The organism is Pseudomonas sp. PSKL.D1, assembly GCF_028898945.1.
GTDB lineage: Bacteria > Pseudomonadota > Gammaproteobacteria > Pseudomonadales > Pseudomonadaceae > Aquipseudomonas.
In genome coordinates this window covers 3,422,316-3,439,130 of sequence record NZ_CP118607.1, presented here as the reverse complement: position 1 = coordinate 3,439,130, position 16,815 = coordinate 3,422,316, and the positions used below count along the sequence as shown (strand labels likewise).

General features: G+C 60.3%; 13 protein-coding genes. 2 read left to right on the top strand and 11 right to left on the bottom strand.

Going from position 1 to position 16,815, the window contains the following annotated elements:
* Position 1: 1 nt before the first annotated feature.
* The 3 genes from PVV54_RS15290 to PVV54_RS15280 all read right to left on the bottom strand — a co-directional run bounded on the left by PVV54_RS15290 (position 2) and on the right by PVV54_RS15280 (position 4,372).
* Positions 2-2,176, bottom strand: coding sequence for a TonB-dependent siderophore receptor (locus tag PVV54_RS15290; protein ID WP_274906058.1), 2,175 nt, complete (start codon positions 2,174-2,176; stop codon positions 2-4).
* A 142-nt stretch (positions 2,177-2,318) separates the two neighbouring features.
* The gene (locus PVV54_RS15285; protein WP_274906057.1) at positions 2,319-3,161 is read right to left on the bottom strand and encodes a TIGR03915 family putative DNA repair protein; all 843 of its coding nucleotides are present in this window, start codon (positions 3,159-3,161) and stop codon (positions 2,319-2,321) included.
* On the bottom strand, positions 3,152-4,372 hold the full coding sequence (locus PVV54_RS15280) for a putative DNA modification/repair radical SAM protein (protein WP_274906056.1): 1,221 nt from the start codon (positions 4,370-4,372) through the stop codon (positions 3,152-3,154). Before PVV54_RS15280 ends, PVV54_RS15285 begins: the two co-directional genes overlap by 10 nt.
* A 141-nt stretch (positions 4,373-4,513) precedes the next feature.
* Between PVV54_RS15280 and mqo the strand changes: the two genes are divergently transcribed.
* Positions 4,514-6,091 (top strand): malate dehydrogenase (quinone), encoded by a 1,578-nt coding sequence (gene mqo, locus PVV54_RS15275; RefSeq protein WP_274906055.1) that lies wholly within the window; start codon positions 4,514-4,516, stop codon positions 6,089-6,091.
* A 102-nt stretch (positions 6,092-6,193) separates the two neighbouring features.
* Here the strand turns inward: mqo and PVV54_RS15270 are convergent, their stop codons facing one another.
* Positions 6,194-6,934 carry a hypothetical protein gene (locus PVV54_RS15270; RefSeq protein ID WP_274906054.1) on the bottom strand — a complete coding sequence of 247 codons (741 nt, stop codon included), beginning with the start codon at positions 6,932-6,934 and terminating at the stop codon, positions 6,194-6,196.
* Between the two features lie 250 nt (positions 6,935-7,184).
* On the opposite strand from PVV54_RS15270, the gene PVV54_RS15265 reads away from it, so the two are divergent.
* Positions 7,185-8,231 (top strand): class I SAM-dependent methyltransferase, encoded by a 1,047-nt coding sequence (locus PVV54_RS15265; RefSeq protein WP_274906053.1) that lies wholly within the window; start codon positions 7,185-7,187, stop codon positions 8,229-8,231.
* A 72-nt stretch (positions 8,232-8,303) separates the two neighbouring features.
* Here PVV54_RS15265 and PVV54_RS15260 read toward each other — a convergent pair whose 3' ends face one another.
* From PVV54_RS15260 to PVV54_RS15230, 7 genes are all read right to left on the bottom strand, one after another.
* Positions 8,304-8,849 (bottom strand): hypothetical protein, encoded by a 546-nt coding sequence (locus tag PVV54_RS15260; RefSeq protein ID WP_274906052.1) that lies wholly within the window; start codon positions 8,847-8,849, stop codon positions 8,304-8,306.
* Entirely contained in the window at positions 8,846-9,760 is a 915-nt protein-coding gene (locus tag PVV54_RS15255) for an endonuclease/exonuclease/phosphatase family protein (protein ID WP_274906051.1), read from the bottom strand. Before PVV54_RS15255 ends, PVV54_RS15260 begins: the two co-directional genes overlap by 4 nt.
* A gap of 221 nt (positions 9,761-9,981) precedes the next feature.
* Positions 9,982-11,226 carry a saccharopine dehydrogenase family protein gene (locus PVV54_RS15250; RefSeq protein WP_274906050.1) on the bottom strand — a complete coding sequence of 415 codons (1,245 nt, stop codon included), beginning with the start codon at positions 11,224-11,226 and terminating at the stop codon, positions 9,982-9,984.
* 32 nt (positions 11,227-11,258) lie between these two features.
* A complete protein-coding gene (locus PVV54_RS15245; RefSeq protein WP_274906049.1) occupies positions 11,259-12,356 on the bottom strand; it encodes a carboxynorspermidine decarboxylase in 1,098 nt (365 codons plus the stop codon).
* A gap of 164 nt (positions 12,357-12,520) precedes the next feature.
* Complete coding sequence (locus tag PVV54_RS15240) at positions 12,521-14,224, bottom strand: amidase (RefSeq protein WP_274906048.1); 1,704 nt, start codon at positions 14,222-14,224, stop codon at positions 12,521-12,523.
* A 128-nt stretch (positions 14,225-14,352) separates the two neighbouring features.
* On the bottom strand, positions 14,353-15,192 hold the full coding sequence (yghU, locus tag PVV54_RS15235; protein ID WP_274906047.1) for a glutathione-dependent disulfide-bond oxidoreductase: 840 nt from the start codon (positions 15,190-15,192) through the stop codon (positions 14,353-14,355).
* Positions 15,193-15,266: 74 nt separating this feature from the next.
* Positions 15,267-16,664 (bottom strand): purine-cytosine permease family protein, encoded by a 1,398-nt coding sequence (locus PVV54_RS15230; RefSeq protein WP_274906046.1) that lies wholly within the window; start codon positions 16,662-16,664, stop codon positions 15,267-15,269.
* Positions 16,665-16,815 lie beyond the last annotated feature (151 nt).

Sequence of the window (16,815 nt, the reverse complement as noted above, 5' to 3'; positions counted from 1 at the left end):
CTCAGAAGCTGTACTTGGCGGTCAGCATCAGGTTGCGAGGCGTGCCCCAGGTGTCGCCGGCGTAATCCACCGAGCCTGCGATGGCCGAGTAGTAATGGCGGTCGAACACGTTGTTGGCGTTTACCTGCAAGTCCAGGTGCTCGTTCACCTGGTACCCGGCCATCAGGTTGGTGATGGCGTAGGATCCCTGGATCAGGCGGTATTCACTGCCGTCAGCCACGGTGAAGTCGTTGTAGATGCGGCTTTGCCAGGTGATGTTGCCACCGATGCGGGCCTTTTCCAGCGGGCCTTGCAGGCGGTAGGTGGTCGACAGTTTGAACTGGTGTTCCGGGGTGTCGGTGTCGAAGCGCTGGTTCTCGTTGGTCGGGTTGGCGGCATCCTTGAGGGTGTGCACGCGGGCATAAGTGTAACCGGCACCCACCTGCCAATTCGGCGTCAGCGCGCCTTGCAGTTCCAGGTCGACGCCCTGGCTGCGCACTTCACCGGAGGCGACGTAGCAGTTGGTCGGGTCGCTGCAGCCGCTCAGGTCGGTCTGCGAGACGGCGCGGTTTTCCTGATCGATGCGGAACAGTGCGATGCTGGCGTTCAGGGCGCCATCGAAGTACTCGCCTTTCAAGCCGATTTCGTAGTTTTTGCCTTCGATCGGTTTGATCGGGCTACCGGAAGCATCCTTGTAGCTCTGCGGGTTGAAGATGTCGCTGTAGCTCACGTACACCGAGTGGTGGTCGTCCAGGTCGTAGATCAGGCCAGCGTAGCGGGTGACGTTGCGGGTGACCTTGTAGTCGGCGGTGGAGCTTTCCTTGTCGTCGTAGTCGTACCAGTCCAGGCGGCCACCCAGGATCAGCTTCAGCGGGTCGGCCAGGCTCAGGCGGGTGGTCATGTACACACCGTCCTGGGTAGTCACCGCGCGGCTGTTGCCGGTGTGCACGAAGTCCGGCTTGCCGCCGTCGAGCGGGTAGTTGGTGTCGTAGGGGCTGTAGTTGCGGGTGTCCATGTCGTAGATGCGCTTGCTGGCGCCCACCACCAACTCGTGGGTGCGGCCGAAGGCCTCGAACGGGCCGCTGAGGAAGCCATCAACACCGGCCTGGTTTTCCTGGTGTCTGGACTGGTAGACGGTGCGCGACAGCGGCGCTTGCAGGCCTGCCCAGCGCGATTGGTAGGAGCCGGTGAAGGTTGCGTTCTGCTCGGAATAGTTGGCGTTGACCTGCAGCTTCCAGTCGTTGGCCAGGCGCTGGCGCACCTCGGCGAACACGGTGTTGATCTCCTGGTCCTTGTTCTCCCAGTCGGTGCCTGGGTTGTAGGAGCGCGAGAAGTCCAGGTGGTGGCCGTTCAAGGCAGTGGGCATGGCGCCCCAGAAGTAGTTGGTCTTGTCCTTCTGGTGGGAGAAGCCGACAGTCAGCAGGGTGTCTTCGGAGAGGTCGGCCTCGGTCACGGCGTAGAACAGGCCGTGGTCTTCTTCCACGTCATCGATGAAGCTGTTGGCGTCGCGGTACGAGGCCACCACCCGGCCACGCAGCGTGCCGCTGTCGTTGAGCGGGCTGGAGGCGTCCACTTCGCCGCGGTAGTTGTCCCAGCTGCCGGCAGCGCCGGTGAGGGTGACCTTCTGCTCGGCCAGCGGGCGCTTGCGCACCAGGTTGATCGCCGCCGAAGGGTTGCCGGAGCCGGTTACCAGGCCTGTAGCGCCGCGCACGATCTCGACCCGGTCGAACATTGCCAGGTTCGGCTGCGCGCCGACGGTCCAGCCTTGGTAGCCGCTGGGAATGCCGTCATACATCAGGTTGTCGATGTCGAAGCCGCGTGCGGTATAGGTTTGCCGGCCCGGGCCGCTGGAATAGTCGAGGAACAGGCCAGGGGTGGCGGCGACCACGTCGTTGATGCTGGTCATGGCCTGGTCGTCCATGCGCTGGCGGGTGATCACGGTCACTGCCTGTGGGGTTTCACGCAGGCTCAGCGGCAGCTTGGTGGCCGTCGACATGCTGCCTGTGGTGTAGGACCCCGTGTTTTCGGTGGTACTGCCCAATGCATCGGAACTGATCTCGGTTGCGCCCAATTCCAGCGTCTCGGGCTGTTTACCGGGTTCTTCGGCCAAGGCCGGGGCGGTGATGGCCATGCACACGGCAAGGGCGAGGAGATTGCGGGCAGGGAGCGAGCGCGTGGGCGCGAGCGGCAACGACATGATTGGCAAATCCTGTTACTGATTGTTAATGGAAGAGCGCATGAGAACAATTCGCAATCAGTGTGTCAGGATGCGTCGCACGTTGGAAGGTGGTATGCCAAATTTTTTTACAAAATTTTCACATTCGTGGAAACCAGCGGGTTTAACGCTCGGAATGATTAATCTGCTTCCCGCGCTGCATGCCCACTTCCAGCGCCTGGCCGTCTCGTTGCTTGCCTTGCCGGGCCAAGCCTTCGAGTTGTGGAATCAGCATGCCTTCAGGCAAGTGCCGCCAGAATCGCCCCGGCATGTGCAGGCGCAAGGCGTCGGGGTTCAAGCGGGCGGGGTTGAACGTGTGGCGGTAATAAGTACGCCACAGTTCGGCGCCGGGGTCGTCGGCGTTACGTGCCCATTGCCGCCAGGGCTCAGGGCAGTGGCGTTGATAGTCGAAGCGCTCGCCATCGAAGCGGATGCCATCCTGCGGCGTGGCAATCAGCCAGCGCAGGCGCCCCAGGCGATCGGCAAAGTGCGCGCTGGCGCTGTGCAGAATGTCGTGGGCGGGCTCGTGGTAGGCAACCATGTCCAGTTGTAACTGTGCAGCCACAGGTTCCGGTAACGGCACAAACCGCACGAAGGCGTGCAAATGGTGGGCCTCGCGGCTGACCTGCTTGATACGCCGGTGCAGTTCGCTGCCAAGGCGATCACCTGCCAGCATGGCCGTACGGTCGCCATGGGCCACCCGCCAAAGCACTTCGTACAGCAGGTTCCAGCGTTGTTCACCGCGGTAGCGGGCGGCTTGCTCCAGCAGGGTCAGCAGGGCCGCGGGTACTTTGGCGCGGAAGGGGGCCGGCCCATCAGGCAATGGGGCCGGCACAGCCAGCAGGTCGTCCATCGGGCCTTGCGCCCAGCTCACCTCGGCGGGGTCTATACCATGCCCCAGCAATGTCCGCGCCTGGTCGCGCCAAGTGCCGAACAGGTCATCGCAATTGAGTGCGATCATCCCCACAGCCCCATTTGCACCGGTGCTTGCGGCTCTCGCAGGCGATCGCGCAACAGGCCGCTGCGCAGTTCGGCCTCGGCCGGGCGGTAATCGCTGGTGATGATGAACGGCCGCGCCTTGTCCAGCACGCAGCGTAACTGGATCAGGTCGTCATAGCGCACGCGCCGTTCGCGGCGCAGTGCCACCAGCCGCTGCACGCTGCGCAGGCCGATGCCGGGGATGCGGGCCAGCAACGCCGGTTCTGCGCGGTTGACGTCCAGTGGGAACACGTCGCGGTTGGCCAGCGCCCAGGCCAGCTTGGGGTCGATGTCCAGCGCAAGATTGCCGGTTTGCCCCAGCAGTTCGCCGGCCTTGTAGCCGTAGCCACGCAGCAGGAAGTCGGCCTGGTACAAGCGGTGTTCGCGCAGCAGCGGTGGGGCGGCCAGCGGCACGCTGCCAGGGCTGTCGGGGATCGGGCTGAAAGCTGAGTAGTACACGCGCTTGAGGCCGTAACCCTGGTACAGCGATTCGGCGTTGCGCAGCAAGGTACTGTCGTCAGTGGCGTCGGCCCCCACGATGACCTGGGTGCTTTGCCCGGCTGGCGTGAAGCGCGGCGCCTTCGGCTCGTTGGCCACGGCTTGCTGGCCCCGGTGGATAACCCCCATGGCCTGGCGAATGGTGTGCGCGTGCTTTTCCGGGGCCAGGCGCTTGAGGCTGGCGTCGGTGGGCAGTTCGATATTGACGCTCAACCGGTCGGCCAGCCGGCCGGCTTCCTCGATCAGCAGCGGGTCGGCATCGGGGATGGTCTTGAGGTGGATGTAGCCGCGGAAGTTGTGCTCTTCGCGCAGCAGCCGTGCCACGCGGATCAATTGCTCCATGGTGTAGTCGGCCGAGCGGATGATGCCCGAGCTCAGGAACAGGCCACTGATGCAGTTGCGACGGTAGAAGTCCAGGGTGAGGCGTACCACATCTTCAGGGGTGAAGCGTGCCCGTGGCACATTGCTGGAGCGGCGGTTGACGCAGTATTGGCAGTCATACAGGCAGAAGTTGGTCAGCAGCACCTTGAGCAGCGACACGCAGCGCCCGTCGGGGGTGTAGCTGTGGCAAATGCCCATGCCATCGGTGGCGCCCAGCCCATCGCCGCCACGCGAGCTGCGTTTGGGCGCGCCGCTGCTGGCGCAGGAGGCGTCGTACTTGGCGGCGTCAGCCAAAATACCGAGTTTGGCGATAAGTTGCATGGGGCTGTCTCGAGGTACTGAATATTCATACAGTATTTTGAGTCATTGCCGAATGCAAGCCGTCTCTCGTAAATACCTGAGCAAATCCGTCAGCTACGCTTGATCAGAACTTCACGGATTACATCAGGCGTAGGAGGTAACATGAGGATCACGCTCAGATCGAAGCTGGCGCTGGCCGGTTTCACGCTGGCCTGGAGCATGTTTGGCGCCCAGGCCGCCGAGAGCAGGAAAGTCGATGTTCTGGTGGTGGGCGGCGGCATCATGAGTTCCACCCTGGCCGTGTGGCTCAACGAGCTGGAGCCGGGCTGGTCGATACAGATGGTCGAGCGCCTGGACAAGGTGGCTGAGGAAAGCTCCAACGGCTGGAACAACGCCGGTACCGGCCACTCGGCCCTCGCTGAGCTGAACTACACCCCTGAAAAGGACGGCAAGATCGACATCAGCAAGGCCGTGGAGATCAACGAGTCGTTCCAGATAACCCGCCAGTTCCTTGCCTGGCAAGTGCGCCAGGGCGTACTCAAGAACCCCCATTCGTTCATCAACACCACGCCGCACATGAGCTTTGTGTGGGGTGATGACAACATTCGCTTCCTGAAAAAGCGCTACGAGGCCCTGCAGGCCAGCCCGCTGTTCAAGCCCATGCAGTATTCCGAGGACCACGCGCAGATCGCCAAGTGGGTGCCGCTGATGATGGAAGGCCGTGACCCCAACCAGAAACTGGCGGTTACCTGGACGCCCATTGGCACGGACGTGAACTTCGGCGAAATCACCCGCCAATATGTGGGCTACCTGCAAACCCGGCCGAATTTTGACCTGAAATTGTCCAGCGAGGTAGAGGGCATCACCCGCAACGATGACGGTTCGTGGCACGTCGAGTACAAAAACCTCAAGGACGGCACCAAGGCCACCACCGATGCCAAGTTCCTGTTCATTGGCGCTGGCGGTGCGGCGCTGCCTTTGCTGCAAAAGTCCGGCATCGACGAAGCCAAGGATTACGCCGGCTTCCCGGTGGGTGGTTCGTTCCTGGTTACCGACAACCCGGCCATCGCCCAGCGCCACATGGCCAAGGCCTACGGCATTGCCGCCACCGGTGCCCCGCCCATGTCGGTGCCGCACCTGGACACCCGCGTGCTCGATGGCAAACGGATGATCCTGTTCGGGCCATTTGCCACGTTCTCGACCAAGTTCCTGAAACAGGGCTCGCTGCTGGACCTGTTCGCCAGCGCCAGTATCCACAATACCTGGCCGATGGTGCGTGTGGGCGTGCGCGAGTTCGACCTGGTGCAGTACCTGATCGGCCAGGTGCTGCAGTCGGACGACGACCGTTTCGAAGCGCTGCAAACCTACTTCCCGGAGGCGAAGAAAGAGGACTGGCGCTTGTGGCAGGCGGGGCAGCGGGTGCAGATCATCAAAAAGGACGACAGCCAGGGCGGCGTGCTCAAGCTGGGGACCGAGATCGTCACGTCCAAAGACGGCAGCATCGCTGGCCTGCTCGGCGCATCGCCGGGCGCCTCGACGGCCCCGCCGATCATGCTCGATTTGCTGAACAAGGTGTTCAAGGACAAGGTGGCAACGCCCGAGTGGCAGGCAAAGATCAAGCAGATCGTGCCGTCGTATGGCATGCGCCTGAATGACCACCCGGATGAGGTGTTGAAGGAGTGGGCGTATACCAATGAGGTGTTGCAGCTGAATCCGCCGACAGGTGGAGTAACTCCATAGTCAGGCAGATCGCGCACTGTTGGAAAGGGTGCGACGACAGGAATCGAACCTGATCTTTCGTGACAACGACGCTGGTACTGCTTCGTGCCAGCGTCAACGGTATCAAGTTGCTTTGCTGACCTTCAGCGACAGGCCTGCATAGGTGAAATCTTCTATCTTGGCGAATTCGTCCACGGTTGCTTGGGTGATAAAACCCTTGAACCGGGCAGACTCACGTAGCAAAGCGATTTTCTTTTCAGCGATCGCCTTGTAATGAGCAACATTTTCGCTGAAATCGGCTGATTGGTTTGTCATAACGTCAACCCTCTTGATTGGATGCAGCATAAATACCTGACAGATCATAGGCAAGGCCCAAGCCTTTGACCTGCCGGAAGCCGTCGAGATGATAAGCGACACGAGCCTCGGGGAGGGGGTCTTCACAACCACCCACCTTAAACCCAGCAGCAGTGCGTAGTAGCGGACAGCGCTCATGCATAAAGGGGTGATGTATCCGCGCGTGGGCAGCGTATTATCCGGGTTGCGCTGCAGATACAGCACCATGATTTTCTCCTTGCTGCCTTGCGGTGATGCCCAGCAAAGCCCCGCCAGTCGGTCTTCGAACCAGATGGCGATATCGAGTGCACCAGCGTGAGCGTTGCGGGCCTTCCACAATGGGATGCGGTGCCAGGCGAAATCATGCGGGTTGGGGTGCCAGTACTCATGAGCCTCAATCGCTTGCAGATCAATCTCCTCAACTTTCAGTGCTCGCCCGAGGTGATCATTCAGGAGCAAGGTTTCGCTTGCTGCCTGATCTCGGGCGGCATGCTTGAAGCCGATGAGTTCGGCCAGATATTCGTGGTGCATTGAGTGCTTCATCGCCTTGGTGACAGGCTGATGATGTTATTGCGATTCAGTATCAGAATGGGCCGAGAAGCAGGGTAAGAATCCCAAGGCATGTTGTAGTCCAAATCCCGCTTCAGCTTGATTCAGACATCTAAACTTACATTCAACTTGCAGACGGAGTGCTGGCTGCAAGTCCAACTTTACCCGACCACCGCCCCCTCGGGCCGGACTCCCTCGCTGACGGTGGCCTTCTTGCAGAGGAGGGCAGGTCATGGACGAGGCAAAGCTTCACGATTTCATGGGCAAGCTGGTCAATGACATGGGCGCGGCGGCGACCTTGGCCAATGTGATCCTGGGTGACGAACTGGGCCTGTACCGGGCCATGGCCGACAGCCTGCCGACCACACCGGAGGCGTTGGCGGCCAAAACCGGTTGCCACCCGCGCCTGGTGCGCGAGTGGCTCAATGCCCAGGCGGCATCGGGCTACATGGTCCACGAAAAGGGGCAGTTCGTGCTGCCGCCAGAGCAGGCCATGGCGCTGGCGCTGGAAGATTCACCGGCCTACATGGCCGGTGGCGCTGCGGTGGTGGCGGCGCTGTTCCACGACAAGGACAAGCTGGTGGCCGCCATGCGCGGCGATGGCGGGCTGGCCTGGGGCGATCATCACCCGTGCATGTTCAGTGGCACCGAGCGATTCTTCCGCCCCGGCTACCGGACATTTCTGGTGGCTGATTGGCTACCAGCGCTGGAGGGTGTGGTGGGTAAGCTCAACGCCGGTGCCAAAGTGGCGGACGTGGGTTGCGGGCACGGTGCCTCGACGCTGGTCATGGCCCAGGCGTTTCCAGCGTCGAAATTCATGGGGTATGACTACCATGGGCCGTCGATCACCACGGCCAGCGAGCGCGCGCGCGAAGCCGGGCTTGAGGGGCGGGTGAGTTTCCAGAAAGCATCGGCCAAGGATTACCCGGGCCATGACCATGACCTGGTGTGTTTCTTCGATTGCCTGCATGACATGGGTGACCCGGTGGGGGCAGCCCGGCATGCGTATCGTGCGCTGAAGGCAGATGGCACGGTGATGTTGGTGGAACCCTATGCCGAGGATTCGCTGGATGGCAACCTGACGCCGGTAGGGCGGTTGTTCTATGCGGCGTCGACGTTTATCTGCACGCCGAATTCGTTGTCGCAGGAAGTGGGATTGGGGCTGGGCGCACAGGCAGGGGAGGCGCGGTTGCGGGCGGTGTTCGAGGAGGCAGGGTTCACGCAGTTCCGGCGTGCGAAGCAGACGCCGTTTAATCTGATTCTGGAGGTACGAAAGTAAAAAGAAAACACTGAAGGGCTGCTGCCGCGTCTACGCTGACAGGTGCAGCAGCCTTTCGAAATTGACAGTCATTTACATTGATGGACTGTGGTCCTCCGGCTTTTTACGAGTAGGCTTCTTGGCGGTTTTTTTATTGGGGGTGGGTGCCGAATCATGCGGGGGCGGTGTTTCTGATTTTTTGTTTTTTGATCGTTCTATGAGATTGTTAACTGCATTTCCAAATGAGATGGATGTCAAAAGCTCTGAAATGGCAGAGAGTAATTCTTTTTTATTGAAACATGATATTTCTTGCCCGCTAAATTTGAGCGTGCACGGATAGCCATCTATGTGCTGTCTCCAACCTGCAACGGTTTCTATTGCAAAAGTATTTTCGTAAAGCTCTGCTGACAGGTGGAGTTGGTCCTCCGGAAGGTACTCATGCTCAGCGTTATGCAATTTTCCGAGAGTAAGCGCTAAGTTTTGCATCGTGGAAGTGGATCTGTACAGCTTAAGGGGGAAAGGTCGAAACTCTTGGAGTTGAGTGTTCAGCTCTTTGAAGACAAGTTCAACTTCTCGAGAGGCGGCTTTGGAAGTGTTGGACTTTTCTATGCCTTTTCCTATGAGGTCTAAAAAATTCATTGTGATACCCTTTTTAGGCTGCAGAGAATAGGATAATGATCAGAGATTTCATGCCACGTTGAGGTTGGGTTCTCAGGGCGAATATAATGTATGATCTCAGCCCCTTCACCAGAAAACTTCCAATCATCAAGAAGAAAACCTGAGGACAGAATGATCTGATCGAAAGTTTTCCAGTGAGTCAGGTGGATGCTGTCCGAAGTGTAGCACGTTCCCACGGGGTGATGAGGTGTCTCAACAAGATCGGTAACCCCCATGAGCCGCCAGAAGGGGTTGAAAAGTGACTTTTTTCTTCTTCTGACATAATGAATGTCACGGCTAGCTTTCAGGTCCATTTGTACCGATCGGTTGAAGGGCTCATCATTGAAGTCGCCACAGACGGCTATTAAGGCATCTGGCGAATTATCCAATATCTCGTTCACGCTGCTGCGCAGGGCTGCGGCAAGCTCTGATCGTATTTGCGCGTCCTCATGATAAGTTCCACGACTTTGCCAGTGACACATGAAGAGCCAGAGCGTCAGCTTGCCTGGTAGTGTGAGTTGGAGTCGGTTGCCAACCTTTAAATACTTTTCGGTAATATCGGTTTTTTTGTTGAGCGCGACAGCTTCGCCCTCAATAGTGATTTTTTCGCGATTATATAATAGTGCGAAATCATCGATTGAGTTTCCGCGCTTGCTAAACAAGGATTTGACTGAAAATTTGGAGAGTTCGGGCTTTTCGATGCTGGCGAATGCCAGATATTCCTTGATGGCCTCGCAGTCATTATCATTAACTTCGCACAGGCACAAAATATCAATTTTGAGATTTAGTAGCCCCTGTATGATCAGTAAAAATTCTGTTGAAGCGCCTTTTGGCTTTGCTTGGGTGCTTGGTGGAGATAGGTGGCAGTTCCACCATGCTATCTTCAAGTCCATATGATGTATTTGCTCGTAAGGAGGTGAGAGTTCAAAGGCGTGCCCGTTTGTGTTCTCTCGGAGGGACGTCAAAAATTATCAGGGCAAGTGCCATTGAATTGCAAGCACTATGGAGAAGACGGTACCGAAGTATTTTGCAATAAAGTTTGTAGGGCAGAGTGTGTCAAAAGTTTTTGATTGTAACTAGCAAGGCGCCAGTCGGCGCCTTGCTAGTTACATGCTTAGGCTTCAGCGTCCCAAGGACGATCACCGTTTTCATCCTTCACGCGGGTTGGCAGGCCCATCACGTCCAGCGCCTTCAGGAACGGCTCGGCCGGCAGTTCCTCGACGTTGACCATGCGCTTGGCATCCCATTCGCCACGGGCGACCAGCAGGGCCGCTGCCACTGGCGGTACACCGGCAGTGTAGGAAATGCCCTGGCTGTCGGTCTCGGCATAGGCTTCTTCGTGGTCAGCTACGTTGTAGATGAACACTTCACGCGGCTGGCCGTCCTTGGTGCCCTTGACCAGGTCACCAATGCAGGTTTTGCCGGTGTAGCCCGGGGCCAGCGAGGCTGGGTCCGGCAGCACGGCCTTGACCACTTTCAGCGGTACCACTTCCAGGCCTTCGGCGGTTTTCACCGGTTGCTCCGAGAGCAGGCCCAGGTTTTTCAGCACGGTGAACACGTTGATGTAGTGCTCGCCGAAGCTCATCCAGAAACGCACGTTCGGCACGTTCAGGTTCTTCGAAATCGAATGAACCTCGTCGTGGCCGGTCAGGTACAGGTTTTGCGAACCTACCACGGGCAGGTCGTCGGTACGCTTGACTTCGAACATGGTGTTGCTGGTCCACTGGCTGTTCTGCCAGCTCCATACTTGCCCGGTGAACTCGCGGAAGTTGATTTCCGGGTCGAAGTTGGTGGCGAAGTACTTGCCATGCGAACCGGCATTGACGTCGAGGATGTCGATCGAATCAATGCTGTCGAAATACTGTTGCTGCGCGAGTTTCGCGTAGCTGTTCACCACACCCGGGTCGAAGCCGACGCCGAGAATGGCGGTAATGTTCTTCTGCTGGCATTCTTCGAGGTGCTTCCACTCGTAGTTGCCATACCAGGGCGGGGTTTCGCAGATTTTGCCCGGTTCTTCGTGAATGGCGGTGTCCAGGTAGGCGACACCGGTATCGATGCAGGCACGCAGCACCGACATGTTCAGGAACGCGGAGCCCACGTTGATCACGATCTGCGATTCGGTTTCGCGGATCAGTGCCTTGGTTGCCTCGACATCGAGGGCATTGAGCGCAAAGGCCTGGATGTCGGCGGGTACCTTGAGGCTACCCTTGGCCTTGACGCTGTCGATGATGGCCTGGCATTTGGAGATGTTCCGTGACGCGATAGCGATACGACCCAGTTCGTCGTTATGCTGCGCGCACTTGTGGGCCACCACCTTGGCGACACCTCCTGCACCAATGATAAGAACGTTCTTCTTCAATTTACCTGTTGCTCCTTACTTGAGGGCCTGCCTTACGACAGGCTGGAAACGTAGTCTTCGAAACCGAACTCGCGCACAACTTCGACGCTGCCGTCGAGCTGCTTGACCGCGATGGCCGGCATCTTGAGACCGTTGAACCAGTTTTTCTTGACCATTGTGTAACCTGCCGTGTCGATGAACGACAGGCGATCGCCGATGGCCAGCGGGCGGTCGAATTGGTACTCGCCGAAGATGTCACCGGCCAGGCACGATTTGCCGCAGACCATGTAGGTGTGCTCACCGTCGTTGGGGGCCATCTTGGCGTTGAGGCGGTAGATGAGCAGGTCGAGCAGGTGTGCTTCGATCGAGCTGTCGACCACGGCCAGGTGCTTGCCGTTGTACAGGGTGTCCAGCACGGTCACTTCGAGCGAGGCGCTGTTGGTGATGGCCGCTTCGCCCGGCTCCAGGTAAACCTGCACACCGTACTTCTCGGAGAACGCTTTAAGGCGCGCGCAGAAGGCATCGATTGCGTAGCCTTCACCAGTGAAGTGAATGCCGCCACCCAGGCTCACCCACTCGACCTTGTGCAGCAGGTGGCCGAAGCGCTCTTCGATGTGCGAGAGCATCTTGTCGAACAGGCCGAAGTCGCCGTTCTCGCAGTTGTTGTGGAACATGAAGCCGGAGATCTGTTCGATCACCTGCTCGATCTTCGCCGGGTCCCATTCGCCCAGGCGGCTGAACGGGCGCGCCGGGTCGGCCAGCAGGTAGTCGGAGCTGCTGACCTGCGGGTTGACGCGCAGGCCACGGACCTTGCCTTCGGACTGCTCGGCAAAGCGCTGCAGCTGGCCGATCGAGTTGAAGATGATCTTGTCGCAGTTCTCGAGCATTTCCTCGACTTCGTCATCGGCCCACGCCACGCTGTAGGCGTGGGTTTCGCCGGCGAATTTCTGGCGGCCGAGCTTGAGCTCGAACAGCGACGAAGAGGTGGTGCCGTCCATGTACTGCTGCATCAGGTCGAATACCGACCAGGTCGCGAAGCACTTGAGGGCGAGCAGCGCCTTGGCACCGGAGTGTTCGCGCACGTAGGCGATCTTCTCCATGTTGCCCAGCAGCTTGGTTTTATCGATGAGGTAGTACGGCGTCTTGATCATTTAAAGGCCCCCGGCCAGGCCGGCCAAAAAAAGGACACGCATTGTGCCTTCACTTGCTGCAGATCGAAAGGGCGAGATGCGTATTTCGTCAGGGGGGATTGGAACAGGTTTGTGTGACTGTTCTGATGGCGGGCAAAGCGGGCCGCGAGGCGGCCCGCAATGGATCAACCCAGGGCAGGCGTACGCGGCGGGATCATGCGCCGCTCACCGGTCGATTCGAACGCTGCGGCATAGCTGAGCAAGGCATTGTCGCTGTAGGCCTTACCGGCGAAGGTCAGGCCCACCGGCATGCCGATATCGGCCATCACGCCCATTGGCACGGTGACGGTCGGCACGCCCAGGTGACGGATGGCCAGGTTGCCGTTGGCCACCCAGATGCCGTTGCTCCAGGCGATGTCTGCCGAGGCCGGGTTGACGTCGGCATCGGCCGGGCCCACGTCGGCCACGGTCGGGAACAGCACCGCGTCCAGGCCCAGTGTGTCCATCCAGTCTTCCAGGTCCAGCTTGCGGGTTTGCTCCAGGCCCCGCAGGCCGTCGGGCAGGGTTTCGATCTGGTCCCAGGTTTTCAGGCCGCGCTTGGCCATGTTGACGTACTCGTCCATGCCAGCGGCCAGGTCGTCTTCACGGTTGGGGAGGGTGCCCGGGTCGTGGGGGAAGATTTGCGGGCCGTCAACGTCGGCCAGGCGGTTGAGCTTGGGGTCGTTGTTGGCGCGCAGGTAGTCGTCGAAGGCCCAGCCCGAGAGTTCCCACAGCTCGTCGTGCAGGAATGCCTTGCTGACGATGCCACGGTTGTACACGGTCGGGGCGCCCGGGCGGTCGCCCTCGCAGTTGGACACCAGCGGGAAGTCGACTTCGACGACTTCGGCACCGGCCGCTTCCAGGGCCTGGCGCGCCTGCTTCCACAAGTCGATGACGCTGGCGCGGGTGTTGATGCGCTGGCCGGTCGGGCCGCCGATGCCTGGTTTCTCCGAGGTGCCGGCTTCGAGGTCGGCATTGATGTACATGCGAGGCACGCCAAAGCGCTTGCCTTTCAGGGCGCTGGCGTTCACGGCAAGGTCCAGGTAGGACGCCGGGCGTACGCTGGATGCTGCCGGGATCGGCACCCAGGGCTGCAGGCGCCACAGGTCGCCACGGGTGTCGGCGTCGTCGGCCACTACCACATCGAGGATTTCCAGCAGGTCGGCCATGGTGCGGGCGTACGGCACCACCACGTCCATGGTCGGCGTCAGCGGCCAGTTGCCGCGTACCGAAATCACGCCGCGCGACGGGGTGTAGGCGCACAGGCCGTTGTTGGACGCGGGGCCACGGCCACTGGACCAGGTTTCTTCGGCCAGGCCGAAGGCGCTGAAGCTGGCCGCCGTGGCGGTGCCGGCACCGTTGGACGAGCCGGATGCGAAGGGCGCGGTCAGGTAGCTGGCGTTGTAGGGGCTTTCGGCGCGGCCGTACACGCCGCGCTGCATGCCGCCGTTGGCCATGGGCGGCATGTTGGTTTTGCCCAGGCACACGGCACCGGCGGCGCGCAGGCGCTCGATGGTGAAGGCGTCGCGTTGGGCCACCAGGTCTTTGAAGGCCGGGCTGCCGGAGGCGGCGGTCAGGCCTTTGACCAGGTAGCTGTCCTTGGCGGTGTAGGGGATGCCGTCCAACGGGCTCAGGGTTTGGCCCTTGGCGCGGCGGGCATCGGACGCTTCGGCCTCTTTAAGGGCCTCTGGGTTACGCACGACCACGGCGTTCAGCGCGGTGGCGGTGTCGGCTCCATCGTAGGCGTCGATGCGCGCCAGGTAGGCCTTGACCAGCTCGACCGCCGTCGTGCGGCCAGACTCGAGCGCGTCACGCAGCTCGGCAATGGAAACCTCGGTTACCTCGATCATGCTTTCACCAAAATGTTCAGGTGGGGGCTAGTGCGAGGAGTGTACTAGAAGGTCTGTGGGGAGGGAGGTTTGCGCCGCAGAAATGGGTTGTTGCAGGGGAGCAATCGGATGCTCCCCGCGCCATCGGTTCAGCCCAGGTCGGCAGCCGAATGCCGCTCGGCCACCTGGCTGGCCTCATCCCCCCAAGTGCGGTTCACCCGCGTGCCGCGCTGCACGGCAGGGCGTTGGGCTATCTCTTCTGCCCAGCGCTGCACGTTAGGGTATTCCTCGACCGCCAGAAACTCCGCGGCGCCATACAGGTTGCCGCGCACCAGCTGGCCATACCAGGGCCACACGGCGATATCGGCGATGCTGTAGTCATCACCGCCCAGGTAGCGGCTTTCGGCCAGGCGGCGATCAAGCACGTCCAGTTGCCGCTTGGCTTCCATGGTGAAGCGGTTGATGGCGTATTCGAACTTCTCTGGGGCATACACATAGAAGTGACCAAAACCACCGCCCAGGTACGGTGCAGAACCCATCTGCCAGAACAGCCAGTTCAGGCTCTCGGTACGTTTTGCCGCGTCCTTTGGCAACAAGGCGCCGAACTTCTCAGCCAGATAGAGCAGAATCGAACCCGACTCGAACACCCGCACTGGCGGCTCCACGCTGTTGTCGAGCAGGGCAGGGATCTTGGAGTTGGGGTTGACTTGCACGAAGCCACTGGAGAACTGGTCACCTTCGCCAATGCGGATCAGCCAGGCGTCGTACTCGGCACCGGCGTGCCCCAGCGCGAGCAATTCTTCCAGCAGAATGGTGACCTTCACGCCATTGGGCGTGGCCAGGGAGTAAAGCTGCAAGGGGTGCTTGCCTATTGGCAGTTCCTTGTCATGCGTCGGGCCGGCCACCGGGCGATTGATGCTGGCGAACTGGCCGCCAGAGGCAGCCTCGTTTCGCCAGACCTTGGGCGGTATATAAGGGGTTTTGCTCATGCTCGGCACTCCATGAAAGGCGCAAAGCATGTATCTATGCCACGGGGCGGTGGCACAGTGCAAATGAAGCCCGGTCAGCGCACCTGCGGCACGATCATGCTGGCCGGTGCTTCGGCGGCGCGTCGGCGTGCCACCACGTAGTACAACACGCTTGGCACTACCAGGCCGATCAACCAGGACACATCCACGCCGCCCAGGTGGGCAACCATCGGCCCGGTATAAAGCTTGGTGTCGATGAACGGCATCTGGATCAGCACACCCACGGTGTACACGCTGATGCCCGGCCAGTTCCATCGCCCGTAGCGGCCGTCGGGGTCGGCCAGTGCCGGGATATCGTAACGTTCCTTGGTGATGAAGTAGTAGTCCACCAGGTTGACCGCGCTCCAGGGCACGAAGAAGGTCAGCAGGAACAGGATGAACGACTTGAAGGCACTGAGGAACGAGTGCTGGCCGAGCAGGGCTACCAGCGTGGCCGCGCCGACGATGGCCAGCACGAACACCAGGCGTTGCACGCGGCTGATTGCCAGGTGCCCGCGAAAGCCGCTGATGATGGTGGCGATGCACATGAAGCTGCCGTAGGAGTTCAGCGTCGAGATCGTCACCTTGCCGAAAGCAATGCTGAAGTACAGCAATGCTGCAGTGGTGCCCGCGCCGCCGAGGCCGACGATGTAGGCCACTTCACGCCCGGAGAACTGGCCACCGGCGATGGCGGCGGCAAACACGCCGAGGATCATCGAGGCCTGGGCGCCGAGCACCGAGCCGAGCCCAGCGGCGAGGAAGGTCTTGACCGGCGAGGTAGTGCTTGGCAAGTAGCGCGAATAGTCGGCCACGTAAGGGCCGAATGCGATTTGCCAGGATGCGGCCAGCGAAACCGCCAGCAGGAACGAGGCCCAGGTGAAGTGGCGGTTGTTCAGCAAGTCGCCGATGTCGGCGATCATCAGGATACGGCTGAACAAATAGATGAAGGCAATGATGCCCAGCACACTGGCGATGCGGCCGATCCAGTGAATGACGCGGTAGCCGGCGAGGGTCGCGAGCACGATCACGGATGCGAAAATCAGGATGCCGGTGCTGTCGCTCACGCTCAGCAACTGCCCGATCGCCTGCCCGGACAACACCGTGCCGGTCGCCGTGAAGCCCAGGTACATCAGGCACACAAGCACCATCGGAATGGCCGCACCATACACGCCAAACTGCACGCGGCTGGAAATCATCTGCGGCAAACCCAGCCTTGGCCCTTGGGCCGCGTGCAGGGCCATGACCGCACCACCGATCAACTGCCCCAGCAGCAGGCCGACCAATGACCAGAACACATCACCGCCCAGCACCACGGCGAGGGCGCCGGTGACGATGGCGGTAATCTGCAGGTTGGCACCCAGCCAGAGGGTGAACTGGCTGTACACCTTGCCATGGCGCTCAGCCTCGGGAATGTAATCGATCGAACGCCGTTCGAGCACGGATTTGCTGGACATCGAGGGCTCCACTTCATTGTTTTTGTGTAAGGGAGGTGGGTCACCGGCACGGCATCGTGGCGCTGACTTGCTCCAGATATGAGCATGTCTATACAAGTAAGGTCAAGTGAAGTATTGCCGGCATAACAGCCCGACTGTTGCGCAAGGGTTT